Annotated in this window: 20 protein-coding genes and 4 pseudogenes; 10 read left to right on the forward strand and 14 right to left on the reverse strand. The window is 58.5% G+C overall.

Annotated features, from left to right (window positions below; translation table 11 throughout):
• Positions 1-102: 102 nt before the first annotated feature.
• Positions 103-468: a response regulator gene (locus tag FHT75_RS30600; RefSeq protein ID WP_183845696.1), complete on the reverse strand. Its 366-nt coding sequence runs from the start codon at positions 466-468 to the stop codon at positions 103-105.
• Positions 469-886: 418 nt separating this feature from the next.
• On the opposite strand from FHT75_RS30600, the gene FHT75_RS30605 reads away from it, so the two are divergent.
• Entirely contained in the window at positions 887-2,020 is a 1,134-nt protein-coding gene (locus FHT75_RS30605) for a glycosyltransferase family 2 protein (protein ID WP_183845697.1), read from the forward strand.
• Positions 2,021-2,085: 65 nt separating this feature from the next.
• Here FHT75_RS30605 and FHT75_RS30610 read toward each other — a convergent pair whose 3' ends face one another.
• Together FHT75_RS30610 and FHT75_RS30615 are read right to left on the reverse strand one after the other, a co-directional pair.
• Positions 2,086-2,373 (reverse strand): DUF1236 domain-containing protein, encoded by a 288-nt coding sequence (locus FHT75_RS30610; RefSeq protein ID WP_157213788.1) that lies wholly within the window; start codon positions 2,371-2,373, stop codon positions 2,086-2,088.
• A gap of 435 nt (positions 2,374-2,808) precedes the next feature.
• Positions 2,809-3,024: a DUF3072 domain-containing protein gene (locus FHT75_RS30615; RefSeq protein WP_183845698.1), complete on the reverse strand. Its 216-nt coding sequence runs from the start codon at positions 3,022-3,024 to the stop codon at positions 2,809-2,811.
• Between the two features lie 118 nt (positions 3,025-3,142).
• Here FHT75_RS30615 and FHT75_RS36055 point away from each other — a divergent pair, with 118 nt between their 5' ends.
• The gene (locus FHT75_RS36055; RefSeq protein WP_246713026.1) at positions 3,143-3,397 is read left to right on the forward strand and encodes an SDR family NAD(P)-dependent oxidoreductase; all 255 of its coding nucleotides are present in this window, start codon (positions 3,143-3,145) and stop codon (positions 3,395-3,397) included.
• 306 nt (positions 3,398-3,703) lie between these two features.
• Here FHT75_RS36055 and FHT75_RS30625 read toward each other — a convergent pair whose 3' ends face one another.
• The 7 genes and pseudogenes from FHT75_RS30625 to FHT75_RS30655 form a co-directional block, all read right to left on the reverse strand.
• Positions 3,704-4,630 (reverse strand): nucleotidyltransferase and HEPN domain-containing protein, encoded by a 927-nt coding sequence (locus FHT75_RS30625; protein ID WP_183845699.1) that lies wholly within the window; start codon positions 4,628-4,630, stop codon positions 3,704-3,706.
• Between the two features lie 228 nt (positions 4,631-4,858).
• The gene (locus FHT75_RS30630; protein WP_183845700.1) at positions 4,859-5,512 is read right to left on the reverse strand and encodes an Eco29kI family restriction endonuclease; all 654 of its coding nucleotides are present in this window, start codon (positions 5,510-5,512) and stop codon (positions 4,859-4,861) included.
• Positions 5,509-6,684 (reverse strand): DNA cytosine methyltransferase, encoded by a 1,176-nt coding sequence (locus FHT75_RS30635; RefSeq protein WP_183845701.1) that lies wholly within the window; start codon positions 6,682-6,684, stop codon positions 5,509-5,511. The genes FHT75_RS30630 and FHT75_RS30635 overlap by 4 nt, the downstream gene beginning before the upstream one ends.
• Positions 6,671-7,432 carry a very short patch repair endonuclease gene (locus FHT75_RS36425; RefSeq protein WP_312865401.1) on the reverse strand — a complete coding sequence of 254 codons (762 nt, stop codon included), beginning with the start codon at positions 7,430-7,432 and terminating at the stop codon, positions 6,671-6,673. Before FHT75_RS36425 ends, FHT75_RS30635 begins: the two co-directional genes overlap by 14 nt.
• 213 nt (positions 7,433-7,645) lie before the next feature.
• Positions 7,646-9,532, reverse strand: coding sequence for a potassium transporter Kup (locus tag FHT75_RS30645; protein WP_409527379.1), 1,887 nt, complete (start codon positions 9,530-9,532; stop codon positions 7,646-7,648).
• A 434-nt stretch (positions 9,533-9,966) separates the two neighbouring features.
• Positions 9,967-11,139 carry an MFS transporter gene (locus FHT75_RS30650; protein ID WP_183845703.1) on the reverse strand — a complete coding sequence of 391 codons (1,173 nt, stop codon included), beginning with the start codon at positions 11,137-11,139 and terminating at the stop codon, positions 9,967-9,969.
• A 105-nt stretch (positions 11,140-11,244) separates the two neighbouring features.
• Positions 11,245-12,221 (reverse strand): annotated as a pseudogene (locus FHT75_RS30655) (sensor histidine kinase).
• Positions 12,222-12,453: 232 nt separating this feature from the next.
• Here FHT75_RS30655 and FHT75_RS30660 point away from each other — a divergent pair.
• Positions 12,454-12,725: pseudogene (locus tag FHT75_RS30660) on the forward strand (DUF982 domain-containing protein).
• Between the two features lie 154 nt (positions 12,726-12,879).
• Here the strand turns inward: FHT75_RS30660 and FHT75_RS30665 are convergent.
• The 3 genes and pseudogenes from FHT75_RS30665 to FHT75_RS30670 all read right to left on the reverse strand — a co-directional run bounded on the left by FHT75_RS30665 (position 12,880) and on the right by FHT75_RS30670 (position 14,580).
• Complete coding sequence (locus FHT75_RS30665) at positions 12,880-13,083, reverse strand: cold-shock protein (protein ID WP_183845704.1); 204 nt, start codon at positions 13,081-13,083, stop codon at positions 12,880-12,882.
• Positions 13,084-13,274: 191 nt separating this feature from the next.
• Positions 13,275-13,588: pseudogene (locus tag FHT75_RS36060) on the reverse strand (hypothetical protein).
• A 47-nt stretch (positions 13,589-13,635) separates the two neighbouring features.
• The gene (locus tag FHT75_RS30670; RefSeq protein ID WP_183845705.1) at positions 13,636-14,580 is read right to left on the reverse strand and encodes a DMT family transporter; all 945 of its coding nucleotides are present in this window, start codon (positions 14,578-14,580) and stop codon (positions 13,636-13,638) included.
• A 90-nt stretch (positions 14,581-14,670) separates the two neighbouring features.
• Between FHT75_RS30670 and FHT75_RS30675 the strand changes: the two genes are divergently transcribed.
• From FHT75_RS30675 to FHT75_RS30695, 5 genes and pseudogenes are all read left to right on the forward strand, one after another.
• Complete coding sequence (locus tag FHT75_RS30675) at positions 14,671-15,288, forward strand: ABATE domain-containing protein (protein WP_168320216.1); 618 nt, start codon at positions 14,671-14,673, stop codon at positions 15,286-15,288.
• Between the two features lie 135 nt (positions 15,289-15,423).
• Positions 15,424-17,598 carry a putative bifunctional diguanylate cyclase/phosphodiesterase gene (locus FHT75_RS30680; protein ID WP_183845706.1) on the forward strand — a complete coding sequence of 725 codons (2,175 nt, stop codon included), beginning with the start codon at positions 15,424-15,426 and terminating at the stop codon, positions 17,596-17,598.
• Positions 17,599-17,644: 46 nt separating this feature from the next.
• A pseudogene (locus FHT75_RS36530) lies at positions 17,645-17,866 on the forward strand (hypothetical protein); the annotation flags it as partial.
• Positions 17,867-18,207: 341 nt separating this feature from the next.
• The gene (locus FHT75_RS30690; protein WP_168320214.1) at positions 18,208-19,869 is read left to right on the forward strand and encodes an alpha-amylase family protein; all 1,662 of its coding nucleotides are present in this window, start codon (positions 18,208-18,210) and stop codon (positions 19,867-19,869) included.
• A 280-nt stretch (positions 19,870-20,149) separates the two neighbouring features.
• Positions 20,150-21,151 carry a Fic family protein gene (locus FHT75_RS30695; protein ID WP_246713027.1) on the forward strand — a complete coding sequence of 334 codons (1,002 nt, stop codon included), beginning with the start codon at positions 20,150-20,152 and terminating at the stop codon, positions 21,149-21,151.
• A gap of 459 nt (positions 21,152-21,610) precedes the next feature.
• Here FHT75_RS30695 and FHT75_RS30700 read toward each other — a convergent pair whose 3' ends face one another.
• Positions 21,611-22,489: a LysR family transcriptional regulator gene (locus tag FHT75_RS30700; protein ID WP_183845708.1), complete on the reverse strand. Its 879-nt coding sequence runs from the start codon at positions 22,487-22,489 to the stop codon at positions 21,611-21,613.
• 324 nt (positions 22,490-22,813) lie between these two features.
• Between FHT75_RS30700 and FHT75_RS30705 the strand changes: the two genes are divergently transcribed.
• Positions 22,814-24,064, forward strand: coding sequence for a ribulose-bisphosphate carboxylase large subunit family protein (locus FHT75_RS30705; RefSeq protein ID WP_183845723.1), 1,251 nt, complete (start codon positions 22,814-22,816; stop codon positions 24,062-24,064).
• Positions 24,061-25,428, forward strand: coding sequence for a four-carbon acid sugar kinase family protein (locus FHT75_RS30710; protein WP_183845709.1), 1,368 nt, complete (start codon positions 24,061-24,063; stop codon positions 25,426-25,428). The genes FHT75_RS30705 and FHT75_RS30710 overlap by 4 nt, the downstream gene beginning before the upstream one ends.
• Positions 25,429-25,502 lie beyond the last annotated feature (74 nt).

The raw sequence follows: 25,502 nt of genomic DNA on the forward strand, positions 1-25,502 counted from the left end.
ATACGATTGCGGAGTGGGCAAGTGCATCTCCTGACAGACAACAGAATGGTGTCGGCAGCATTGGGTTCGGGGGAGGAAGCCGATCAACGGCGCCTCAAGCATTCAGTGGAAGGTGTGCCCGCTCGCGACGCGATGCGTTCTTGCGCGAGCGTTCTTGGCTGCCATGGACAACGCATCAACTATTCTATCGGAGCTCGCCGGTTTGGCGACGACAGCTCGGCCCTCCGGGTTCACGGTGAAATACACCACCCCAAGTCCGAATTCGGCAGAGAGGGCGCGGGCAATGGACGGCCCGGTGATTCCATCCCCAAGCCGGACGTCGATGATGGCGATGTCTGCTGCGGAGCCGAACTCCAAAGCTTCCGACATGTTCCCCGCGATGCCAGTGATTTCAAATCCGGCGTCGATCGCGACGCCTTCAATCACCAGAGCGGTTCCGGGTTCGTCTTCGACGATGAGCAGGCGCATGGTTCGTCTCCGGAGCGGCTAAAAAATCGGCGCGGCGCTCTCTGGCGTCGCCAATCGAAAACACCGCCCACCACAAGCCGTTCCACGTGTAGGACTTCAGTCTCAAGTACCCCCAACCAAGGTCCGGGATCCGGATGCCTCACTGAGATCACGCGTCCGCGCCCTGTGCGCGATCCGCGCGAACGAAGTGTCCGAGGACCAGACCTTGATGTCAGGCCCGAACGCTTCCAGTCGTTCACCAACGTGCGGCTGACATATCTAGACTCTTCTACCAAAGTAGAAGGGTCTACGTCGGACCAAAGTCCGTTTGCGCCCGCAGAACAAAGTCGGAGTGTAGGCGTGTTGAAGGCGAAAACGGCAATGCAGTCCCTTCATCCCTACGAAGTATCCTTATGGTTGACGTGGCGAGAGATCTGCAATGCTTTCGTATACAGATGAGCATCGAGGGGACACACTCTGTTCTGACCGGCCTCTGGTCGCAGTAGTCATCCCGGCCTTCAACGCTTCCACCTATATCGAGCGCACGCTTCGGTCCGCTATGCGCCAGACCTACGCCGCCCTGGAGATTATCGTTGTCAACGACGGTTCCACGGACGACACCGCAAAACTCGTCGAGCAGATAGCGATGTCGGACTCGCGGATCCGCCTCCTGTCCACACCCAACCGCGGTGTCGCCGCCGCAAGGAATACTGGGATCGAGGCATCATCAGGTCAATTCGTGGCATTCCTTGATGCGGACGATCTCTGGCACCCAACGAAAATCGAAAAACAGGTGAAGGCCCTCAACCGGTTGTCCTCGCATTGGGCCGCAGTCTACACGCTGCATTACATCATCAACGAGGACGACGAGATCATTCGCCCAGGCAGTTCCGATGTCGCAAGAGGATACATCTATGCCCGGCATCTGAACGTTAAGTATATAGGGAATGGAAGCGCGCTTCTCGTCCGGCGGAACGCCGCGCTTGCGATAGGTGGGTTCGATAGCTCATATGCAGCAGCCGGTATGGGAGGCTGCGAAGACCTCGATTTCGAGCTCAAGCTGGCCGCACGCCACTTCATAGAAGTCGTTCCCGAACGGCTGGTGGGATATCGAAAGCATCCCGGCAGCATGTCTTCCGATCACCTGCGAATGGGCAAAAGTGCTCTGGAAGTCGTCAGGCGCTCGCTGGCCGCAAATCCGCAGCTCCCCCGATACGCGATCGGAAGCGCAATCGACGCCACGCAAAAATATGCGTTTTGGGAATTCCGAGAAGCGCGGAGAACCTTTCTGTCACTCTTGACGCTTCGGCCGATATTACGAAGCGACCCGCGTTTCGTGGTTCGGCTTGTGCTCGAGAAGGGTCTGCGCGGAATACAACACTGTCTTCGCCTCGGGACGACAAGCCGGCAAGATCAACCGCGGACGATGAGGTCGAAATTCGACGAACAACTTGCTCCTTCGTGTCTGGAATGCCCAAAGGAAACCCCGCGGTTGCGACGTCGTTTGATGCGGCTGGCTGCGGTGGATGCCAAGCTGAATTCAACTCTCGCGGCCCGAGCGAACGGCACCTAATGCGGACGAAGGTGCAATGATAGAGGAATCGCGGGCCTGGGAAGCAGGCCCGCGATGCTTCCAACTTATTTGATGACCTCAATCACCGTGCGGGTCTTCGGATTGACGAGCACACGCTTTTTGTTGACGACCACATAACCGTAATCAGGTTGATCGGGGATCTTGTGGATCTCGACCGTGTCAGGAAATGCCGTACCGACTGCGACGTCACCTTCAAAGGTGACGGACGGTGTTTCCTGTTTTTCGACATAGGTCCTGACCTCGCCAGGAACGACGACCGTCGTCGTCTGCGCGACCGCAGCTCCTCCGAGTGACAGAAACAGCGCTGCCGCAGAGATGACCAGTTTTTTCATTTTATCCTCCCAGGATCTTGAATGTCCCGGTAAACTCCATCTCCGAGATATAGTTCCTTCCCTACATGGGATGCCTGCGGGCATGCTTGAACAGGCGATGTTGGCGCCCTCTCCCGTGCTCGGGGCGGCACAATCTAATCGAGGGTGCGGGCACGGTTTCCGCAATCTCTGGGCGACCGGAGCGAGCGGCCCAGCGGCACCGCCGCGTCTTGACATCGGGCTCTCTACGGGAACCAGGATCGTCGATGTTGCTCACAGCGATCACCACGCCGGGCTCACCGAGCAAGTTCTTTGCGCGGAAATTCGCGCGGAGGAACTGAGCCGAGTTGTAGGTCTGACTTGGTCTTTTCCTTTCGCCGTCGTGCGATCAAAATGGCGCGGTGTGTTCCGCCCTCGGCTTTCGGATTCAACCAATTCGTTATCGCACGCAGGCGCTCATTCCAAACCGAGCCACTGCTTTAGTTCGTCGATCCTCTTGGACGCTTCCGCCTTGGTCAGATCCTCCACGTAGGCGTCGGGCTGGTGCGCCTGTTCGGATAAGGTCTTCAGATAGGATCGCTGCGCCCCGGTCATCGGCTCGTCGCCGCTGACCCAGTCGTCGGGGTCCTTCTGTGTGTTGGACGATGGGTTGGTTTTCGGATTGTCACTCATAACGGCCTCCTGAATTCGTTCTCTAAACGTTCCAGTTAGTGCCCGGTTCCAGCTGCGTGTCGATCGTCGCGTTGGACTCTATCGTCGGCCTCTGATCGGACGTAAAGGCGGCATCTCATTGAGCGGAGGAAGCAATTCCGCTCAGGTCGCTCTATCGGGCAGCCGGCCCGAGCCTATCAGCCAATTGCAATCGGAGATCGAGGCCGGCGGCGGCACCGCCATCGCGATTGCCTGCGACATCGCCGACAACGAGGCGGCTGCCCAGACGACGATAACCCGCTTCGGGAAATTGGATGCCATGTTCGCCGACGCCGGCGTGCTTGGCCAGTTCAAGCCCTTAGCCGTCGCGGAAGCGACGAATTCGACGCGCTAATCGCTCGACCAACCTGAGCGGCACGTTCTTCACGATCAAGCAATGCCTGCCGTTTCTGGCCGATGGCAGCATTCTCATCAACGCGTCCTGGACGGCCGGTCGCGTGATGCCCGGCGCCGGAGCCTATCCCGGCACGACGGGCGCCCTACAGGCGATGATGCGCACCGTCGCGGTGGCGCAAGGTCTGCCGGGTAGGTTCACCCTCGGGCCTATTGAAGCCATTTTTGAGTTTGATCCAAGGCAATCGGTGCACACTGAGGGCCAAGGAGTTCATCGATTGAGTGGCGTGAGCCGGGCTGTCTACTCCTAGTGGCTGGCTTGTTTGACCTTTTCCAGGTGGTCGCGGCAAACCGTCTTGACTAGGCCGAGCAGCACGGTCGTCTGCTCGCTCAGCCAGGTGAGCGCCTCCTCGCTGATCTCATAATGTTTCGAATAGCGCGCCTTCACATAGGCCTCGTTCAATGTGTTGAACCATGCGCGTTCCTTGTGCTGATCACGCGGAAAGGCTTCCGCCAGGCGACGGTCCTGTTCCTCTGCGAGCGAGCGCAGAAATTTGATATTGTGCGATGGTGGGCCGTAATTGGTCAGAGTGAGCAGAACGCAGGAATAGGCTTGTTCGAGTGCTTGATGCAGGCTGAATGCGGACAGGTTTGACCAGGCGTCCCCGGTCCTTTCCGACTTGCTGAGTTGAAATTCAGCTGTTGCAAGAAATGCGCTGGCTTCGCTAAACCTTTGCTCAAAATGTTCATTCGCGACGCGGAGCCGATCCTCCAACGAAAGCGGTTCGGGCTCAGCCAGCGGCTCATCGTCGAGTTCGTAGAGGACGATGCCTTCCTTCCTGATGTCGGAAAAGAAATACTGCCCTTCCTTGAGGTAGGTATTCACCTCACGTCTGGAATGGACGATGAAGCTCACCGGCGTTTCGATCGAGGCTTCGTGAATCAGCCGATCGGCTGCCTTGTGCCAGTACTCGGCAAACTCGCAGAGCTTGCGGTTGTTGACGATGATCAAGAGATCGAAATCCGACCGATAACCTTTCATGGTGAAAGGTTCATCGACCCATCCACCCTTGGCGTAGGAGCCGAAGAGGATGATCTTCAGGATCCTGCCCCGCTTCTTGAAATCGGCCGTGCCTTCCTTCAGCGCATCCTCGAATTCCTCGTGAAGGATTGCGAGAACCCGGCCGAGTTCTCGCTGCTTGCGAAGCGGCATATGTTCAAGCGACGATTTCATAAGAAATCGATAGGCGAAAGATCTCGAACCGTCTACTCGCAGTTTTGAGAGAGAATTTGTAGGCTTGATCACACCTGAGATCACGTTCTTCCGAGGATTGCGTTGATCGATAACGATCGGGGAGTGGCGTTTCGCAGGCAGGCCCAGCGGCCGGATCCCGGTGGTGCGCGAGTTCGCATATCAAGCCGAAGTTCGCTCGGGCCGGTACCATGCGCGAGAACGCTTCGATCAGGTCGCGAACCGCATGTGGCCGCTTCTTGGGGGGCTGTGTTCCTCGAGAAAAGCGGTCACCTTCCGCACGATCTCATCCATGCTCTCGGGACGTTCACGGCACTTCATGGCCCAGCTGCGGCCAGGATGAAGCGCGTCCCAAAGTGGCCGAAGGCCGTTGTATCGACCGGAGCCTGGATCGTGGTTTCCGAAGCCGTCGAGCACTCGGTTCCACAGCGGCTTGAAAGTCGAGATCAGGAGACTTTCACCGAGCGGAATCCAGATGTCGTCGACGATCAGGAACTTGGCTCGAAAATGCGATAACTTGAGATTGTCAGGAGATTGGCTCTCGACCGAGGCGATCGTTTCCCTATGCTCGGAAAGCCGGTTGTAGAGCCAGCGTCCTCTTGCCTCGGAAAACAGGCTGGAACCTCGCCTGGAGCCGCTGGGTATGGCCTTTCCGATATAGATCGGCCAGCGAGGCCCTTCGGTGTTCGCTTCGGCGATCGGCCGGTAGAGCGGCAGATCCCCGAAATAATAGATCACGTAGATTCCCGCCCCATCGAACGGCGGAATGTCGGCGAGCGGGTGATCCGCTTGATCCAGCAAGGCTTCGGCGACGGACTTTCCCAGGTTCAGCTTGTCGAGCGGATTATAGGTGCCGCCGCTCATGCCCGTCCCGGCTGTGTCATGGACGCGGCGAGGTGAGCACGAACGGATTTCGCGACGACCTCCCCCAAGGTGACGGGGACGGCGTTGCCAAGCTGGCGCATCGCCTCGCTCCAAGCGCCGTGCAGGACATAGTTGTCGGGAAAGGCCTGCAGGCGGGCGCTTTCGCGGATGGTGAAATACCGAACGCTCCCGTCGGCCCGGCGCAGCATGTTCTCGCCGCCTGGAACACCATGGACACCGGCCTTGAGCGTTTTCGCCGGTTCATCCAACGAACTGCCCGTGTGGCCGACGTAGCCGCGCGCGCCGGCCTGAAGCCGGTGATTATGGATACCCGTCTCGCCATCCCTCGCATGCGGTTCGGGCAGGCCTTGCAAGGCGTCGCGAACGGTCCGCCAGGCTTGTTCCGTTGGTTTTTCCGCCAACCGCTCGCCGCGAGCCTTGTAGCGTTCGTTGATGACCCGATCCTTGGAGGCGACGCGGTGTCGTTCCCAGTATTCGCCGCTCCCGAACTGGTCGTGGAGGAGCGCGTCGAGGGAATGGGTTTCCCGCGGGAAACACCAGTCCGCGTCGATACCCTCGACGAAGCCCACGAACACGACGCGCTCGCGCTTCTGCGGCACTCCATAATTGGCGGCGTTGATGAGTTGAGGGATCACCCGATACTCGATCGTGCCGCCGGAGGTGTGATGCCTCTGCAGGCGGTCGCGGTGATCTTGCCAGCTTTCGTCGTGGCGCCGTTCGATCGACGGATACTGAAGCTGAAGAAGGATATGGCCGAGATAGGCGGCGAAGGACTGACGCGTGAGGCCCTTCACGTTCTCGAAGATGAAGGCGCGCGGACGAACTTCGCGAATCGCCCTCACGGCCTCCGGCCACATGTCGCGGCTGTCGTCATGAGCGCGGTGCGCGCCGCCGATGGAAAACGGCTGGCAGGGCGGGCCGCCGGTCACGAGGTCGATCTTGTTCTCGAACACGCGAAAATCGACCGCCCGCACGTCGCCCTCGACGGGTCGCGGCCAGGACGAGATCACCGAGTTTCGAATTTTTCGGTTCTCGCGGAGCGTATCGCAGCACCAGCGATCCCACTCCACCACCAGCTCGGGCTTGAACCCGGCGAGGCTGACGCCCATTCCAAGTCCACCCGCGCCGGCAAACAGTTCAATCGCGCGCAACGACCGCTCCCTCGTGACCGAGAACTTGGAGAATCTTCCTTCTCAACAGTTCCTCGTCCTTCATCTCGCATTCCCAAAGCACAAGTACTGACCAACCCATCGCCCTCAGCTCTCGTTCGACCCGCCGGTCGCGCAGCTGATTCGCCTCGAGCTTCGGCCCCCAAAATTCAATACGTGATTTGGGCATGCGCGCAAGCCGGCAGTTCGGATCGTCGTGCTTGTGCCAGAAACATCCATGGACGAAGATGGCGGCCTTGTACTTCGACAGCACGATATCCGGACGGCCTGGAAGATCGCGGCGATGAAGACGAAAGCGGAACCCCATGGAATGGAGCAGCTTGCGAACACGGATCTCCGGCTTCGTGTCGTGCCCTCGCACGCGAGACATTCGTTCGGATCTCTGTGGCGGTGTCAGTGTATCGGTCATCTGAGAGAGCGCTGGAACGATAATTTCCGGTGTCGGATATGTGGTGCGTTTTCGGGGTGGCGCAACCTTCCATCCGACGGACTTCGTGGCGGAGCCGGGATGAAGGAAATATTGGATACCGAGCCGAGCTTGGCAACGGACGACGAGAAAGCGGTTCGTCACGAATTCCCAGGCTGATGTCATTCGACGGCCGACGGGCCTCCTGGCCATCGCATGGTCTGCACGAGCGGGCGCGGTGGCGGGCGGCGAACTCATGTCGCCGTGATCCGCGATGATCTTCCCTTTGGCCGTTCCGATGGGAAGGACTGCCGGACGCGGCATCGTGAGTCCGATCGGACGTGGAGGAACCTGTCCTCGGTGGCGGGACTCTTGACACCATCTCGGATTCCGGCCTTGCCCCGATGGCGCGCGCGTCGGCTTTCCCGAAACCGGGTGAACGAGAACGTTGGACGGACATGTCCGCGAACGAAACGCGCGCGTCGGTAAAGCCCAGCGACGGCACGACGTCGGAAGCCCGGTTTCCAAGGCGGCCGGCTAGATGGTGGTTTGCAGGCCGAGTTCCACCACTCGCCCAGTGGGCAGCCCGAAATAGTCCGTCGCGTTGCTGGCGTTGCGCGAAAGGGCGATGAATAGGCGGTCCTGCCAGAAGGGCAGGCCGCCCTTCCTCGATGGAAGGATCGTCCGGCGGGAGAGGAAGAACGAGGTCGACATGATGTCGAATTTCAGGCCGAGCTTTCGCGCCAGGACCAGCGCGCGCGGGATGTTGGGCGTCTCCATGTAGCCGAAGGTGATGACGATCCGGCTGAACAGCGGATTAAAACTTTCCAGGAAGATCTTCTCGGTGTCGGGAACGAACGGCGTGGTGGCGGTGACGACGCTCAGGATGACGTTGCGCTCGTGAAGCACCTTGTAGTGCTTCAGGCTGTGAAGGAGCGCGGTCGGGGCTCCCTCCACGTCGCTTGTCAGGAAGATCGCGGTCCCTGGCACCGTCGGCGGCTTCTTGCGGGCTAGGTTGTCGATGATCGTCGCGAGCGGAATTTCGTCGGCCTTGGTGCGACTGATGAGGAGCCGTCGCCCGGCGGTCCACGTCTGCATGATGAGCGCCATGGTGGCGGCCACGGCCACCGGGACCCAGCCGCCGTCGGCGAACTTCGCGATATTGGCCGCGAGGAAACCGGCATCTATCAGGGATATCGGGATGATGACGGCGAGGGTCGTCACCAGTTTCCAACTCCAGATTCGCCGCATGACGACGAACAGCAGCACGGAGGTGATCAGCATCTCGCCGGTGACGGCGATGCCATAGGCGGCGGACAGTCCGCTGGAACTGCGGAAAAACAGGACCAGCGCCGCCACGAAGACGAAAAGCAGCGTATTCACCCGCGGCATGTAGATCTGACCCGAATGGGTCTCGGACGTGTGGAGGATCTGCAGGCGTGGAAGCAGGTTGAGATGGATCGCCTGGCGGACGAGCGAGTACGCTCCCGATATCACCGCCTGGCTGGCGATGACCGTCGCCGCCGTCGCGAGACAGACCATGGGGATCCTGGCCCATTCGGGGTGCATGTTGAAGAACGGATGGGCGGCCATCTCGGGATTTGCGAGCACGAACGCTCCCTGTCCGAAGTAGTTCAGGAGCAGGCTCGGGAAGACGAGCGCGAACCACGCCACGACGATCGGCCGGCGGCCAAAGTGTCCAAGGTCGACATAGAGCGCCTCGGCGCCGGTCACCGCGAGGAAGACCGCGCCGAAGACCGCGACGGCGGAAGCGATGTTGTTGGCGACGTACCGAACCGCGTGGATCGGGTCGATCGCGCCGAGGACGGACGGATCGTCGAGGATATGGATCGCCCCGCTGACGCCCAGGACGACGAACCATAGCGCCGTTATCGGCCCGAAGACCGACGCCACGCCGCCCGTGCCGAAACGCTGGACGAAGAACAGCGCGGCGATGATCGTCAGCGTGATCGGCACCACCCAGTTGGTAAGAGCGGGCGCCACCACCTGAATGCCCTCGACCGCCGATAGAACGGAGATCGCCGGCGTGATGATGGCGTCGCCGAGAAACAGGGAAGCGCCCGTCACGCCGAGGACGAGCACCCATTTCGGTCGTCCTCTCAGGCTCTCCCGCGCGAGGCTCATCAAGGATAGCGTTCCGCCTTCGCCCCGGTTATCCGCCTTCAGCACGAAGGTCACATATTTTAGCGTGACGACGATGGTGAGAGCCCAGATGATCAGTGAAAGGATGCCGAGGACGTTTTCTTGGTGGGCTCCCGACCCGCCCGTGGCGTGGAGAGCCTCCCTGAACGCGTAGAGCGGGCTCGTCCCGATGTCGCCATAGACGACCCCCAGCGCGGCGAGGACGAGCGAAGGTAGGCCGCCTCTGGTTTCGTGTCCGAGCTCCGGATCCTCGGATCGCATCTGGGTGGAGGTCAAATGTCAGGTCCTGTTTGGTTGCCGTGCCCTCGCGAGCCTCGGCGGTTAAATTCCGCGTGTTCCGTCGTGATTGGCAACGCATCCGACTTGCGTTCGGCACCCCTACGATAATCGATCCGAGGCTGGCACGCTTACCACGTCGGGATGCCCGCACCCATCCATCTTGAGCGCGTCGCCGCTTACAATGACGGTCCCGACGCCGACCACCCATCGGACATGTGCCAAGGCCTTCCGGCGAGGCGTTTTCTGGAACAAGAAGCGCACCGGAGTGCCGCCCGAGCGGAACAGCTTGCCGCGGGGATCGGTCTCGGCTTCCGCCTTCAACTCGGCGCGATGCTAGACCTTCCGCGACGACCCCTTTCGTTACCGGGGAGGAGATCACCGTCGACGGACAGATCCACCTTGCGCTCGGCGACCGGTTAACGTTGGTTGGCGACGCTCCGCCAAGCTGGCCTCGTCAGATAGACTGTCAGGCCGATCGCGAGACAGCCTGCGGTGCTGAACAAGATGATTTGAAACGTGGCGGAGGGTCCACCGGCAATTTGGGCGATCCATCCGAATATAGCCGACGAGATCGCAACTCCGAAAAACACCACGGTATTGAGAAAGCCCAACAAAAGGCCTCTATGTTTGGAAGGTGCGATTTCCTGCGCCTCGGCCATAACCAGGGGATGGAGGTTGCCGATCGAATATAGCAGGCAGATCAGAGCGATGGCGGCGACAATACTGGAGCCGGGCGAAACGGCCATGGCGAAGGCGGCGATCGTCGCCGCGGCCATCCCAGCCGTCACGATGCTTCGCGGTGACACTCTGGACACGAGCGCGGGTATGGCAAAGGAAGTCCCAATGCCGACGGCGCTCACGATCGTCAGTGCGAAACCTGAGAGGCGCTGATCCGCGGAGAACACGCCGGACAGGTAAGGGGTCGCCCAAGCGTTGCGAAAAGTCCCTCCGAGCGACAGGGCTAGGCATATTGGCAAGAGGTAGACTATGCCCGCTGGGCTGCTCTCAGGCGCATCTTCCGATTGTCCTTCTTGTGGAGGTGGTCCCATTCGAAAGGCGACTCCAGCAGCACAAAGCGCCATTGCTGACGCTGCAACAAGCATCGCCCCGCGCCACCCGAGGGTTTCAGAAAGCCAAACCATAGGCGACGCCGAAAGAAGGGCGCCGAGGGAGCCAACAGCGCTTATGGCGGCGATCTTTTTCCGCGCGGCCACCCCGTCGTCAAGACTTCCGAATTGATAAACCACTCCCATGAAGATGGGCGCGCATCCCGCGCCCAGGACCGCCTGACCGGCAACAAGCTGTCCGGCCGTTGCTGCCATGGCGACCAACGCGGCCCCCATGCTGCCGACGATCATTGACACAGTTATAGGCGTTCTTGCGCCGAAACGGTCGAAGGCTGAGCCCAGTGGCATCTGCAGCAGCCCGAATGACATGAAGAAGGCCGACGCCGCGTATCCGTAGCGGCTGGGGTCGAGATCAATGTCCGCGGCGACCATCGGGCCGACGACGCCGAAATAGCTGCGAAAGAACATGCTCATCAGAAAGGCGAGAGCGAGGACGAAGAACTGCTTCCTGTCGTTGTGCATCAAACGTCCGCCGTTTGCGAGATGCAGAAGCAATGCCAGTCGGTGCGATTGGTTCCGAACCGACGACGCCAAGCGCTTCTAGCTCTTGCGGATCGTTCTCTCGAATTAGTCCTCGGCGTCGGAACAGTTCTTATATTGCAGCTTCTGAAGTGGCGCATCCAGCCTCAGGATGAGCCCGGTCGGGGCGTAATCAAGAGAGACCTCCCCGAAAGCGGACAGGCTGGAGCTGACGAGCCGAGTGCCGAACCCCTTCTTGGTTGGAGTTTCCACCGCCGGACCTCCAACCTCCTGCCAAGTGAAGTTCAGGCTCGGGGCGCCCGCCTTGTCGCGTACCGACCACTCGATTTCAACAGTCCCTGTATCCTCCGAAAGCGCACCATACTTATTGGCGTTGGTGACGAGTTCGTGCAGCACGAGGGAGAAACAAAGGGCCGCCTGTGGACTCAACTCAACGTCGGGACCGCTTGCTTTGAAACGTCCTGACGTCTCAAGTCCGAGATTAATCGCGGTAGCCTCGACAATCGTTCCCATGGTCGCGCCCAACCAATTTTGCTGCAGCAAAATATCGTGTGCTTTCGAGTAAGCATTGATCCGCGCCGAGATCGATTGTTCCGCTTCCTCCAGAGAGCTGGCGTTTCGAAAGGATTGACTGGTGATAGCCTGAACGACGGCCAGCGTGTTTTTCATGCGGTGAGAGAGTTCGTGCATCAGGACGCGCTGTCGCTCCTCGTTTTCTCTCTGCTCGGTGCGATCTCTCAGAATCTTCACAAAGCCCTCGACTTCGCCATCATCCGACGTCAGCGCCATCATCTGACCCGACGCCCAGAACAACGATCCGTCCTTGCGAACGTGCCAGCGTTCATCGTTGCCATGGCCTTCCGCTAAAGCGGCGGTCATCTCCCGTTGGAGAATCCCCGCCTGCAGGTCTTCCTGCGTGAAAATGACGGCTGCGGGCTTTTCCACGTAGTCACCAGGCCATCGAGATCCATGGAGATGATCGCATACTCGATCGCGCTCTGCAGAATGGCTTCGAGAAAGCGCTCTCGGGAGCGGCTGGAACTGGAAAAGGGTTTCATGATCATATTGTGCGCGCGAACCTTTCAGGGCCCGCAAGAAAAAAGGGCCTCATCCTGTTCCTTGGGCGCCGCCTGACACTGGGGACGGCGCTGGCATTTGCAATGGGTTACTCGATGGCTGTGACGGTCCTTGAATGATCGGCTACCCCTAACAATATCATTTCGTCAGGACCATAGGTGGGCATGAAAGGAGGAAAATAAGCCGCAGAACGCTGTTCCATGGACCCGGCCGGTAAGAATCCGGCTGCAGTGCGGTTCGTAGCGCACTTTCACAGGCGTATACGGCGCCTTGGACTTTCTCGAAAACGGATGGCCGTTGCCTCACGGAGAGCGCCACGAGCGATCGGTGAAGACGTGCCGAGGCGCTCTCAACGGCACCATCGCCGGCATTATCGCGCGGGAGGCCTTCGTGGCCGCCTGCCTGGAAGCCAGCATGCCGTCGTTCTCCTTCCCTGGAAGAGAAAGCCGAGCGCGCATCCGGCTCGGCCAGCACGCCTTGCTATCATCTAGGGCATCAGTGACGACCTCGCCTCATCGGAGGCGAGGTCCGGCATAGGGCGCCTTCCCCGGCCGCGCTATCTTCGGCACCGTCGCGCCGGTCTACAACGACATCGTGATGCTAGGCCAGCCTGTCTGAGCAGCCTGGGAAATCTACGACAGCCGATCAGAGGACCGAGACGTTCTCAGCCTTGGACTTTCCAGTCTTGCGGTCCTGTCCGACCTCGAAGCTGACTTTATCGCCTTCGCGGAGCGAACCGCCGCGTTGCAAGGCAGAGGCGTGAACAAACACATCCTGTCCGCCGCCCTCAGGCGTGATGAAGCCGAAGCCCTTGTCGTCGTTGAAGAATTTAACCGTTCCCGTTGGCACAAGAGCCTCCTGTTTCATTCGTCCGGATTGCGAAGCGAACGCTACAGCGCCAGCGCTGGACGATCAATGGCGAGCATACAGATGACCGCTGCGGGGGCGTCGATGGCGCGAATGATTGTGATCGCGAGTTCTTCGCCGTTGTTCGGTCGTCACAACAGGGAATTGGAGCCCCGCCCCGTTGGCAGCTCACCTCAATGAATCGTCTTCGGCCGCTTCTTCGTATGCGAAATGTCATCGAGCGTCGCCATTAGCTTTTCGAATTCGCTTAAGATGCGATTGAACTCGGCGTCCCGCATGCTGACGATTTCCGAGATCGTCGAGGACACGGAGGCGATGAGGGTGTCGATCCAAACGCAACACTCGGCCGCCACGTTTCGGAGCGCTTCGCTCGGTGCGCCTTTAGCTCGCGGAGGATGCGAACGATGAGGGCTCCTCTATCCGCCCTGCCCAAGAACGGGAGCCTGGTCTGCGCCTGCTGGATTTTTGTTATCAGCGTCGTTGCCATCCCCGATCTCCAACACTCCAATACAACCGGGTATTCACAGCTGGAGTTCAATTCAACCGAGCGGCGTGTCCTGTCGCCGGCGCTCCTGACATGGCGAGATAGGCGCCACGAAGCATTACGATGATGCCGATCACGTCCATTACGGTGATTTGCTCAGCGAAGACAGCGGCGCCAAGGGCGACAGCGATCACCGGCGAAACGAAGGCATAACTGCCGGCGCGAGATGCACCGATATCGCGCAGCAGGCGCATGAAAGTGGTGTAGCCGATCAGCGAGCCGAAGATCACAAGGAAGAACCAGCTGAGCCAGGCAACTATGCCCCAGTCGCCGGCGAGGGCAGAAACTGCGCCCGCTTCGAAAGCCAGGGCTGTAGCGAACAACGCGATGCCTCCGACCAAGGTCGTTACGCCTGCAACGAACAAGGCCGGATAGGTTCGGAGAAGTGGACGGGCCAGCACCGAGCCGTAACCATAAGTGAATGCTGCGGACGCGACCGCCAAGCCGCCCCAGAGGCTAGCGCCGGGGAAAATGTCAGGAGACCGCGACGCTTCCTGGGGGGATTCCGGCCAAAAAAGAACAATGAGTCCGGAGACCCCCAGAGCGATTGCGAAGATCCGCCGGCCATCCAATGTCTCTTCGCTTAGCAGGAGAGCAAACACCAGGAGCGCAATCGGGGTGAGCGACATTTCCAGAACGGCGGCAGTCCCGGAATTGATAAACTGCATGCCCCAGAACAATGGGCCGTAGCAGAGCGTGATCATCAGCATACTGACGGCCGTGAAGCGAATGCCATCTCTCAGTTTCAGCCCCGATATATTGCCGTTCGCCCAACCGTATAGAAGAAGCAACACGCCGGCGGCGGTGAACCGCGTGCCGGCAAACAAGAGAGGCGGGACAGCCTGGATGCCAGCCTTGGTTCCGATCCAGGTGCTTCCCCAGATTATACATAGCATCAGAAAGCGAAGCTGATTTTTATTGGCGCCTGTAGGCATTGGGGTTCCGATCTTGGTAACGTGTAAAAATCATTTATACCGTTACAACTCGCCCTTGTCCAAATCGTTCCGGGAACCGATATTCAAGTTATGAACACGCGAAAGACGATCCATGACATCAGCCTTCTCGGCGGTCATCCGGCGCTCGACTTCGTCAACACGGTCGATAGTCGCGGTGAACGTTGGGGACCGGATTTCCTGAATAGCTACGATGACCTCGTGGCCTGGGCCTATCGTCTCGATCTGATCGATGACAAGGAACGCGATACCTTGCTCGCTAGGGCTGCCAGGTCGCGGTCCAACGCGGAAAAGGAACTCGGACAAGCCAAGGAATTGCGGGAGGCTCTCAGCCGCCTGTTCTTGTCTGAATTTGATGAAAGCCCGGTCAGCCGGGACGATCTGGAACTTATTGCGGGCATGACCCAACGTGCGCAATCGCAACAATCCCTGGGCTTCGTTCGAGGCAGGATCCAATGGCGTCCGGCCGATGCCAAAGACTTGGATGCAATCAGCACCCGTGTCGCCCAATCAGCTGCCGAACTGCTGACATCGCGAGACGGACGCCGTCCTGTGCGCGCGTGCGAAGGTCCAAATTGCGGCTGGCTTTTTCTGGATCAATCTCGTGGCGGCCACAGGCGATGGTGCTCGGACAAAACCTGCGGATCGCATGCTCGAGTGCGCAGATTTCGGGCCATCCAAGCCAATTGATCACGCCAGGCTGAATTCGCCTCCGTCAGCGTAAACGCACAAAGGTTATCTGAAAGGAAGTGCTAACCAATCCCCTTCCGCGTGCTTTAACGTTCCCTGTTTTACGCTCTACGCACATAGAAGGACGTAATGTAGATGAATCGGCAGGCGAGGTCGCGGTGGGTTTTGAAATGGGTTCTCCCGGCAGCCACGTCATTGATCATAGGGTGCGTCCTTTTTGGCACCCTCCAATGGTCCGCGGCGCAGACCGATATGGTCGCGGAGGCTCGCCAACGGGATCTCGTCAGACTGATCGTCTCGAAGATGCAGGCTAGCGTTGCTCATGATCAGGAAAGCGCGACGGTTTGGGACGACGCGGTTCGAAAAACCGATGCGCGGGATGTGGAATGGCTTCAGTCAAATCTCGGCGAATGGATGCAAACCTACTTCGGGCATGACGTCGCTGTCGTCCTTTCCTCCGATAGAAACCCGATCTACGAGTTCATTGCGCCCTCGGATAACGCTTTGACGCCCGATGATCTGCGCGTCGCTTATGTGCCGCTGGCGGATGCATTGCAGAAGCGACTTGCTGCCAGCGACACTGAAGGGGTCACGGACCGGGTGCTCTCAATCGGCGAAAGCGACCTCACATATGTAGGGCGACGACCGGCGGTCGTGAGCGTCAAGCCAATCGTCTCGGACACCGGCGACATCGAGCAACAGCCGGGGGAGCAAAATCTCCATGTGGCTGTGAGGTTCCTCGATCAAAGTTTCGTATCCGAGATCGGAAAGGACTACCAGTTTACCGAAATGCAGTTCTCGGCTGACGCTCCGACGGACGCTGAGCACTCATTCGTTCCCTTGATGTCTCGTTCGGGCGCCGCTATCGGCTACTTCACCTGGCGCCCATTTCGCCCAGGTGCGAGCATGATGGAAGCGACCCTGCCGGCGGTCGGCCTCGCTGCGGTTGCCATTTTCGTCGCGGCGAGCCTGTTCGGGCGTGCGATCTGGAGACGTTCAGCACGGCTCGCCTCGAGTCGTGCGGAGCTCCAGCATCTCGCCTCGCGCGATCCTCTGACTGGTCTTTCAAACCGAGCTCATTTCAGCACCGAACTCGCCGCCCGGCTTGGGGCGGCTTCCCAGGACCAGAGCTACTGCGTGCTGTTCATAGACCTCGACCGGTTCAAAGCGGTCAACGATACTTTCGGACACCCGACGGGAGACAAGCTCATCTCGCTCGTCGCCCAGCGCATGAATGAGATCATGCCGGCGGCCCTCATCGGCCGCATCGGAGGTGACGAATTCACCGTCCTGCTCGAAGAAGTCGACGGTCAAGTGGCCGATGCTGCTTGCGCACGGATCGTGCAGCGTCTGCGCGAGCCTTTCGAGATCGATGGCGCCCATATCGTCATTGGTGCAAGTGTCGGAGCTGCGCTTGTTGCCGGCAGGGCGGACCCGTCGGAACTCACCCGTCAGGCCGACATAGCTCTCTATCACGCAAAGGCTGCGGGTCGGAACACCTTCGCGATCTTCGGAAACCATATGGACGAACTCCTGCGCAGGCGTCGGAAGCTTGAACAGGACCTCCGGCTAGCGCTCGAGACCAGGTCTCAGGTCGGGGCCTTTTACCAGCCGGTATATTCAGCGGAGCACAAGGGTCTGTCATCGATGGAAGCGCTTGCCCGCTGGAAGCATCCCGAGGAAGGCTTTATCGCTCCCGACATCTTCATCCCCATCGCCGAGGAAATCGGCCTTATCCAAGAGGTCGGCGCCATCGTGCTCGAGGACGCCTGCGGTGTCATGGCGGATCTCCCTTCCATCTGTATGGCGATCAACGCGTCGGCGCTGGAGCTCTGTTCCGACGGCTATCCTCTTCGTGTCTTGTCCAGATTGGCGAAATGGAACATCGATCCAAGGAGACTGGAGATAGAAATCACGGAGTCTTTGGCTTTGGGTGGAGAAGGACATAGCGATCGGAACATTGCTATGCTCCGAAATGCGGGTGTGAGGATCGCCATAGACGACTTCGGAACCGGATACTCCTCCTTCTCGAGAGTGCAGAATCTCATGATCGACAGGATCAAGATCGACAAGTCCTTCATCGATGCAGTTCAGGGAGAGAGCAGGCCGCTGATCGAAGCGATGATCAGTATGGCCCGAGCGAAAGGTCTTAAGACCACGGCTGAAGGGGTGGAAACAGATGAACAGAGCGATGCTTTAGTGGCCCTTGGGTGCGACAGCCTCCAAGGTTTCCTAATCTCGCGGCCTCTTTCCCGCGCGGCCATTATCGATTTGTACAACGGAAGTGGGAAGCGAATATTCACTGCTTGAGGGCGCCGGCCGTCGACCTGTGCTCAAACCGGCTACGCCGCGGACGGGGTTGGCTCGGGGAAGCACGCCAGAGCAATCCGGTCGGTGGACGACAGAAATCACGGGAATTCCGGCTTCCTCCGCAGCGAACCGGGCCTTCGAGCTGAAGGCGGTCAGAGGCATCGACTTCAGGATCGGACTTGGGGTTGCCTGGAACAAGGAGGACCCAACCGCCTCGCGCGATGACATCGTCGATATCGCCCGCTCATTGGCGTGGCCGGGCAGGTGAGTTGAGGGCACTCCAGCCTGCGAAACACCGCCAAACGCATCCGTCGGATTTGACCTTACGGAACCGAGCATAGATTTCCTGGCTCTTGCGAACACTTTTGGCCAACCGGTTCAAAGGGTGACGTCGCCCTGCAGTCCACGCTTCCCGGTGCCCCAAACGTCATCGAGATCCTCATAAGTGACTAGGATGATGCAAACCCCAGCAGGCGCGTGCATCGCGAGCGCGAACAGCCGCGCGAATAGGCAATGTCGCAGGCATGGAGGCCCATTCCTTGCTCGCGATCGGAACCTTTCGTTCGGATACGCCTTCCGTCAGAATCTTACTCTGGCGGGAGCTACACCTTGATTAACGACCTTTGGTACAAGAATGCCGTTGTCTACTGTTTGTCGGTACAGACGTTCATGGATTCCAACGGTGATGGCATCGGCGATTTCCAAGGATTGCAGCGACGATTAGACTATTTGGCCGGGCTCGGCGTCACCGCGATATGGCTGATGCCGTTCCAGACCTCGCCCGGGCGCGATGATGGCTATGACGTCTCCGACTACTACAATGTGGATCCGCGTTACGGCTCGCTTGGCGACTTCGTCGAGTTCACACACGGTGCCAAGCAGCGGGGGATTCGAGTTCTCATCGATCTCGTCGTGAACCATACCTCGGACGAGCACCCGTGGTTCAAGGAGGCGAGAGCGAATAGAAACTCTCGGTATAGAGATTGGTACGTTTGGTCGAAGACGAAGCCTGAAAACGCCAACGAGGGTATGGTGTTTCCCGGCGTCCAGAAGTCGACGTGGACGCGCGACAAGGAATCCGGGGAATACTTTTTCCACCGGTTCTACGAATTCCAGCCCGATCTCAACACGGCAAACCCGCTTGTCCAGGCCGAGATCCTCAAGATCATGGGCTTCTGGATCCAGCTCGGTGTATCCGGTTTCCGCATGGACGCTGTTCCTTTCGTAATCGCTGAGAAGGGTATTCAAGTGAAGAAGCCCAAGGAACAGTTCGACATGCTGCGAACGTTTCGGGAATTCCTGCAGTGGCGCAAGGGGGATAGCATTATACTGGCCGAAGCCAACGTCGTTCCGAAGGAAAATTTGGAATACTTCGGAGATGACGGCGACCGAATGCAGATGATGTTCAACTTCCATGTCAACCAAGCGCTATTCTATGCGATGGCCAGCGCGGACAGCCAACCGCTCGTGAAGGCCATGGAGGATACGGAGAAGCGACCGATGACTGGACAATGGGGTGTATTTCTACGCAACCACGACGAACTTGATCTCGGTCGACTTACCGAGAGCCAGCGGCAAGCTGTCTTCTCCGCCTTTGGGCCTGACAAGACCATGCAGCTATATGATAGAGGAATCCGGCGCCGACTTGCTCCCATGCTCGGTGGTGACATCCGTCGCCTGAAGCTCGCCTACAGTTTGATGTATTCGCTACCCGGCACGCCGGTTCTTCGCTACGGCGATGAGATCGGAATGGGTGACGATCTCTCGCTACCCGAACGAAACTGTGCGCGAACTCCGATGCAGTGGTCCGATGAGCCTCAAGGAGGCTTCACCAAGAACGATAATCCGGTGCTTCCGGTCATATCGGAGGGACCGTATGGATTCGAACATTTGAACGTCGCCTTTCAGCGTCGTGACAGCGAATCTATGCTGAACTGGACCGAGCGGATGATCCGCATGCGCAAGGAGGCGCCCGAGATCGGCTGGGGCACCTTCAACGTCATCGATAGCGGCGATCCCGGCGTATTGATCATGCGCTACGAGTGGCGGAAAAACGTTGTGATGATCATACACAGCTTCCACGATAAGCCCGTCGAGATCACGTTCGCTCTCAGGGAGGACGACGACGCAAACTCACTTGTCGACATCCTGGATGGGCACGATAGCCGGGCTGATGGCGACGGAAAGCATCACATGGTGTTGGAAGCCTATGGCTTCCGTTGGTACCGGGCTGGGGGACTGGACTACCTTCTAAAGCGCAGCGTAGTCTAGTAAGAGCAGCAGGAGCTACCGCGTGACAGCCTTTGATCACAGTGCCCGAAGGTCTTCAGCCGCCGTTTTGCCTGAGCCGGGATTGAGATCCGGCGAAGGCCCCGCCACCGAGCGGGGCCTCTCCCGCTCTGACTTTTTTCCGCCGTTCTTCCTTATTGGATGAAAATGGATGGAAAAATGGAGCCTAGTATGTCATATCCCATTCGGATGGAAACGGATGGGATAATGGATGACGGCCCTTGATCTCGCGAAATTGCGTATCACGCCTGAGATCCTGTCGTTGATCGCCGAGATCGACGAATTCAAAGGCGCATGGCGAGCGCTCGGTCGTATCGCGCCAGATCGGCTCTCCAGCTTGCGCCGGGTCGCGACGATCGAAAGCATCGGCTCTTCGACCCGTATCGAAGGCGCAAAACTGAGCGACCGAGAAGTCGAAAGACTGCTCTCGAACCTCCGTATCGGCTCGTTCACCAGCCGAGACGAACAGGAGGTCGCAGGCTATGCCGAGGTAATGGAAACGATCTTCTCCGCCTTCGACGCGATCCCGCTTGACGAAAATCACATCCGCCAACTCCATCGCGATCTACTCGCTCACTCGACTAAGGATGAGCGACACAGGGGAAACTGGAAAACCCTTGCCAACAACGTCGAAGCCTTCGACGAAGATGGACGAAGCCTGGGCGTCGTCGCGACAGCATCCCCCTTTGATACGCCAGGCCGGATGTTGGAACTGGTGTCCTGGCAACAGGCCCAGGAGAAGGATGGGACGTTCCACCCTCTGCTCATCGTCGCTGTCTTCGTGGTGGTCTTTCTGGAAATCCATCCTTTCCAGGATGGCAATGGCCGCCTGTCGCGAGCCTTGACCACTTTGCTGCTCCTTCGGGCGGGTTATACCTACGTGCCATACAGCTCTCTCGAAAGCGTTGTCGAGCAGAACAAGGAAGCCTATTACCTCGCGCTTCGCCGAACGCAGGGCACGATCCGGACAGATCAACAGGACTGGAACCCGTGGATCGAGTTTTTCCTCCGGAGCCTGCAGCGCCAGAAGCAGCGACTCGAGCGCAAGATCGAGCGTGAACGTATCCTGCTGGGCGACCTGCCGGAGTTGTCGGTCTCGATCCTCGAACTTGCGCGTGAGCGCGGGCGCGTTACGGTGATGGACGCGGCCAAGGCCACAGGCGCAAGCCGCAACACCGTCAAGGATCATCTTCGGGTGTTGACCGAGCAGGGGCATCTGACCCTTCATGGAGCGGGTCGCGGGACCTGGTACGGCCTAACTTGAAGCCGGAGTGATTGGTCCGCCGATGCGCCGGGATCGGAGCCATGGCCCAACTGTACGCGGCCGCCATTGCCACGTCCCTTAGGCCGTGTTGCAGCGATCAGCTTTTTGACGTGATAGCCCTACCCTTTGGATTTTTCATGCAACGCGACTGAACTCGGGATGGCCAAGTTCAGTCATCCGGTTGAGAACTCGGACGCCGATTTTTGCTTCGGTCTTCTGATTGTCGAGGTAGCGATCCTTGACGTTGAAAAATTGGGTCGCGTTGGATGAGGATGGTGCCCCACAAAATCAAGTGCTTGCAAAATTGTGAGGTACGCGGGCGCAACACGAGATTATTATGCTTTTCCTCGCAATTACCCCACAGAAAGACAAACAATTTCGACAATCTACGAATATCCCTTCAAGGCGGCGGGTGTTGCTTCGGGTCTGCAACAGAGAACGTTGGCGCTCAATGGACGATCAAGCAGCCTCTACCATTTTCGCTTTAATCCATCCGGCCAAGGTTTTAACGCCAGGATTTTGCCGGAGGTGATGAGCGATCCATAACTGCAATCTGTGTGGCCCGAGGATGAAACCGAACGGAGCTACAAGTTGTCCTGCATCGATCTCTCGCTGAACCAGATATTTAGGGGCCATGGCGACACCGGCCCCAAAAGTAGCGGCTTGGAGCATAAGATAAAAATGCTCATACTCCTCCGCAATCTGAAGCTCCGGAATTTCACTTCCGACGGCTGAAAGCCACTCTTCCCAAGCTCCTTTCCGTGTTGCAGTGCCCAAGACCTGCGCCGTTCTCAGATCGGCAGAGGATTTCAAGGGATGGCGCAACAGATAATCCGGGCTACAAACGGGCCCGATTTCCTCGCCAATCATGTCTAGAATCACGACATCGTCGGGCGCGCTATACATTGTGTTCCGAATTGCTACGCTGATGCCGTCCCTGGCGACGTCGACTTCTCCATAGTTTACATTGAGACGGAAATGGATATCCGGATTAAGTGCCTTGAATTCAGGTAGTTTTGGAATCAGCCAGCACTGCATGATAGTTGCTGAGCACGACAAGGTCAGGGGGCCAGCCGAAAGACGCGCTACCGCCAAGTTAAGGGACCGAAACCCTTCGCTGAGAGTCTGCGCCATCTCGGCGCCCGCCGGCGTGGGCTCCGATGATTTCGAAAGGCGCCGAACCAGCGTCGTCGCGTACAGGCGTTCCAATTCGCGAACGTGACGGCTTATGGCACCATGGCTCACATCGAGTTCTTGTGCGGCTTTTGTCATACTTCCCAGCCGTATCGTCGCTTCGAACGCACGAAGAGCATGCAAGGGAAGATTTGCATAGGACATGTGACAGCCTCCTCACATACTGCGATAAACAGGATCCCCAGTCAGCAGGACGATGTCAGCTTCACGCACAGCAAAAAAGGTCTGAATTAGCAGACGCTCGACATTTTACACGAGAATATGCCGCCGGCACAGCGATTGGATAGGCATGGAAGACAACTCAATGATTTATTTTTATCTGATGGTGTGACTCAAACTCACATCAGTCGGCTTCCATTGTGCCTGTTTTCAAGGAGCCGCGCGTGTATCATCGCCAGAACGATCATGGGAGTACGGAGGAGGGTCCGGTACGCTTTCGATCGGGGAGGAGATATCGTGACCAATTCAATGCGCCTCGAGGCTGACTATATCCTCGAGACATACATGCCACCGGAACAAGCAGCGGAAATAATTGCCGGTGAACAGTCGAGTGGTACGTTTGTCGCGGTACCTGGCGAAACGCCCGAGTTAAAAGCGTTGGCGGCTGCAAAAGTGGAGGCCCTCGAGACCATCGCAACGTACAATGCTGTTCCAGCCCTCGACGGTCGATATCCGACTGACGCCGCGATGCATTTGCATCAGGTGAGGATGACGCTGTCCTGGCCCATTGCAACTGTTGGAACATCCCTTCCCAACATTCTGGCGACAGTCGCTGGCAATCTTTTTGAACTTGCCTGTGTAACTGGTCTCAGGATCGTCGACATTCGATTTCCCCCGCCGTTCTTCCAAAAATACAAAGGTCCTGCGTTCGGGATTGAGGGAACCAGAGAACTTAGCGGCGTTCAGACGGGGCCGATGATCGGAACGATTATCAAGCCGAGTGTCGGCTTGACAGCAGAGCAAACCGCTTCTCTGGTCCAAGAACTCGTCAATGGCGGGATCGATTTCATCAAGGATGACGAGCTGCAAAGCGACTCTTCAGTCTGCCCGTTTGAAGACCGCGTTGATCGCGTGATGCGGGTGATCAACGGGGCCGCAGAGCGGACGGGCAAAAAGACGATGTACGCGTTCAACCTGACCGGCGATATGGATGAGATGCGGCGACGTCATGACAAGCTTGTCTCAGCTGGTGCAACATGCCTGATGGTTAGCCTGAACTCAGTCGGCATGGCGGGTTTCGTGGGTTTGAGGTCGTTCAGCCAGCTCCCGATCCACGCCCATAGAAACGGCTGGGGTTACCTGACGCGTCATCACTCGCTGGGCTGGTCTTATGTTGCATGGCAGAAGATTTGGCGGCTGGCCGGCGCGGACCACATGCACGTCAATGGTGTCGACAACAAGTTTTCCGAAGACAATGAATCTGTCATTCGGTCGGCGCGTGAATGCCTGACGCCCATGTCGGAAGACAAGCCTTGTCTGGTCATGCCGGTATTCTCGAGCGGGCAGACCGTGCGCCAGGCCCACGCGACATACGCGGGCTTGCAGTCAGACGACCTGATCGTCACAGCCGGCGGCGGGATCGTGGCTCATCCAAAAGGCCCTGCGGCGGGCGTCCAAGCTCTTCGGGATGCGTACCAGGCCGCCACCTCAGGAGTAAGTCTGGAGTCTGCCGCGAGGCGGAGTCATGAATTAAAATTTGCTCTGGAGCCGGGCGCATGATTAGCGCGCTCGCAGCGCTACCTTCGGGTCCGTTGGTTTCCTTCTACGGCGACGATTTCACGGGATCGTCTGCTGCGATGGAGACATTTGCCTGGCAAGGCATCAAGACGGTGCTTTTTCTCGATGTTCCCTCGGCAGAACGTTTGGCAGAATTTTCCGATTACAGATGCATCGGTATCGCCGGGATAGCGCGCTCCAAAAGTCCGGCCTGGATGGATGCTCATTTACCCGCAATCTTCGAACGTTTGGGAAAAACGGGCTCTCCCATCGTGCACTACAAGGTTTGTTCGACCTTCGATTCCTCGCCGCAGATTGGCTCTATAGGGAAAGCGGCCGAGCTGGGTGCGGAGCTGTTCCCGGGTCCAATCCCGATGTTGGTCGGTGATCTTGGGATGGGACGGGTTCAGGTTTTCGGCCATCTCTTCGCTCAAGCCAGTGGCGAGTATTATCGGTTGGATCGTCACCCAACGATGGCCAATCATCCATCGACACCGATGCAAGAATCCGACCTGGCCCAACATCTGGCTTCGCAGACCAGTTTGCCCATATCGAATATTGACTTCCTCCGACTGAAAGCGGGTGATCCGACAGAGATCTTCCCCCAGAACGACCTAGACAAGTCGCAAATATACTCAATTGATCTGCTCGATGAGGAGACGTTGCGCGCCGCAGGACAGGCCATCTGGACCGCGGGCCGGAAGCAGAAGTTCGTCATCGGCTCGCAAGGCGTGCAGGCGGCACTCGCGGCTTATTGGCGTTCAGAGGGTCTCTTGATGGATCCTCAGATCGAAACATCGGTCCACGCAGTGAACAGGATTGCTGTGGTGTCTGGATCGGTTTCGCCCATGACTGCCGCACAGATCGAGCACGCGACGTCTCATGGTTTTGAGGCCATTCGGCTCGATCTTGGTCGGGTGTCAGACCAGAGTGCGTGGAATGCCGAAATTGATCTTGCGGTGCGTAAATCCAAGTCCGCTCTGTCCGAAGGTCGCGATCCCCTGGTGTTTACAGCCAAGGGTCCCGACGACCCCGCTGTCCGGCAGTTCAAAGATAAATTCTACCACGACCGGGCGACGGCTGAGGCCGCCAACGATCTCATAGGTAGCAGCCTTGGACAGATACTCGATAGGCTGATCATCGAAGCGGGCTTAAGTCGTGTGGTTTTGTCGGGAGGAGACACGTCTAGCCATGCTGCGTTGAGGCTCAAAATCGACGCCTTGACCAGTGTTGCAAAGCTGGCTCCTGGCGGTCCGTTGTGCCGGGCTCATTCTGCAGACCCATCCAGAAATGGAATCGAAATCGCAATGAAGGGCGGGCAGGTGGGATCTGTCGGCTACTTCGCGGCGGCAAGAGACGGTCAATGAAAGCTTTGCCTCGCCCAGATCCGTGAGGACGGAGCGTGTGCCGGTGTAATGCCGGTAAATTTTGGAGTTATGGA

The organism is Rhizobium sp. BK112 (assembly GCF_014193215.1).
GTDB classification, from domain to species: domain Bacteria; phylum Pseudomonadota; class Alphaproteobacteria; order Rhizobiales; family Rhizobiaceae; genus Rhizobium; species Rhizobium anhuiense.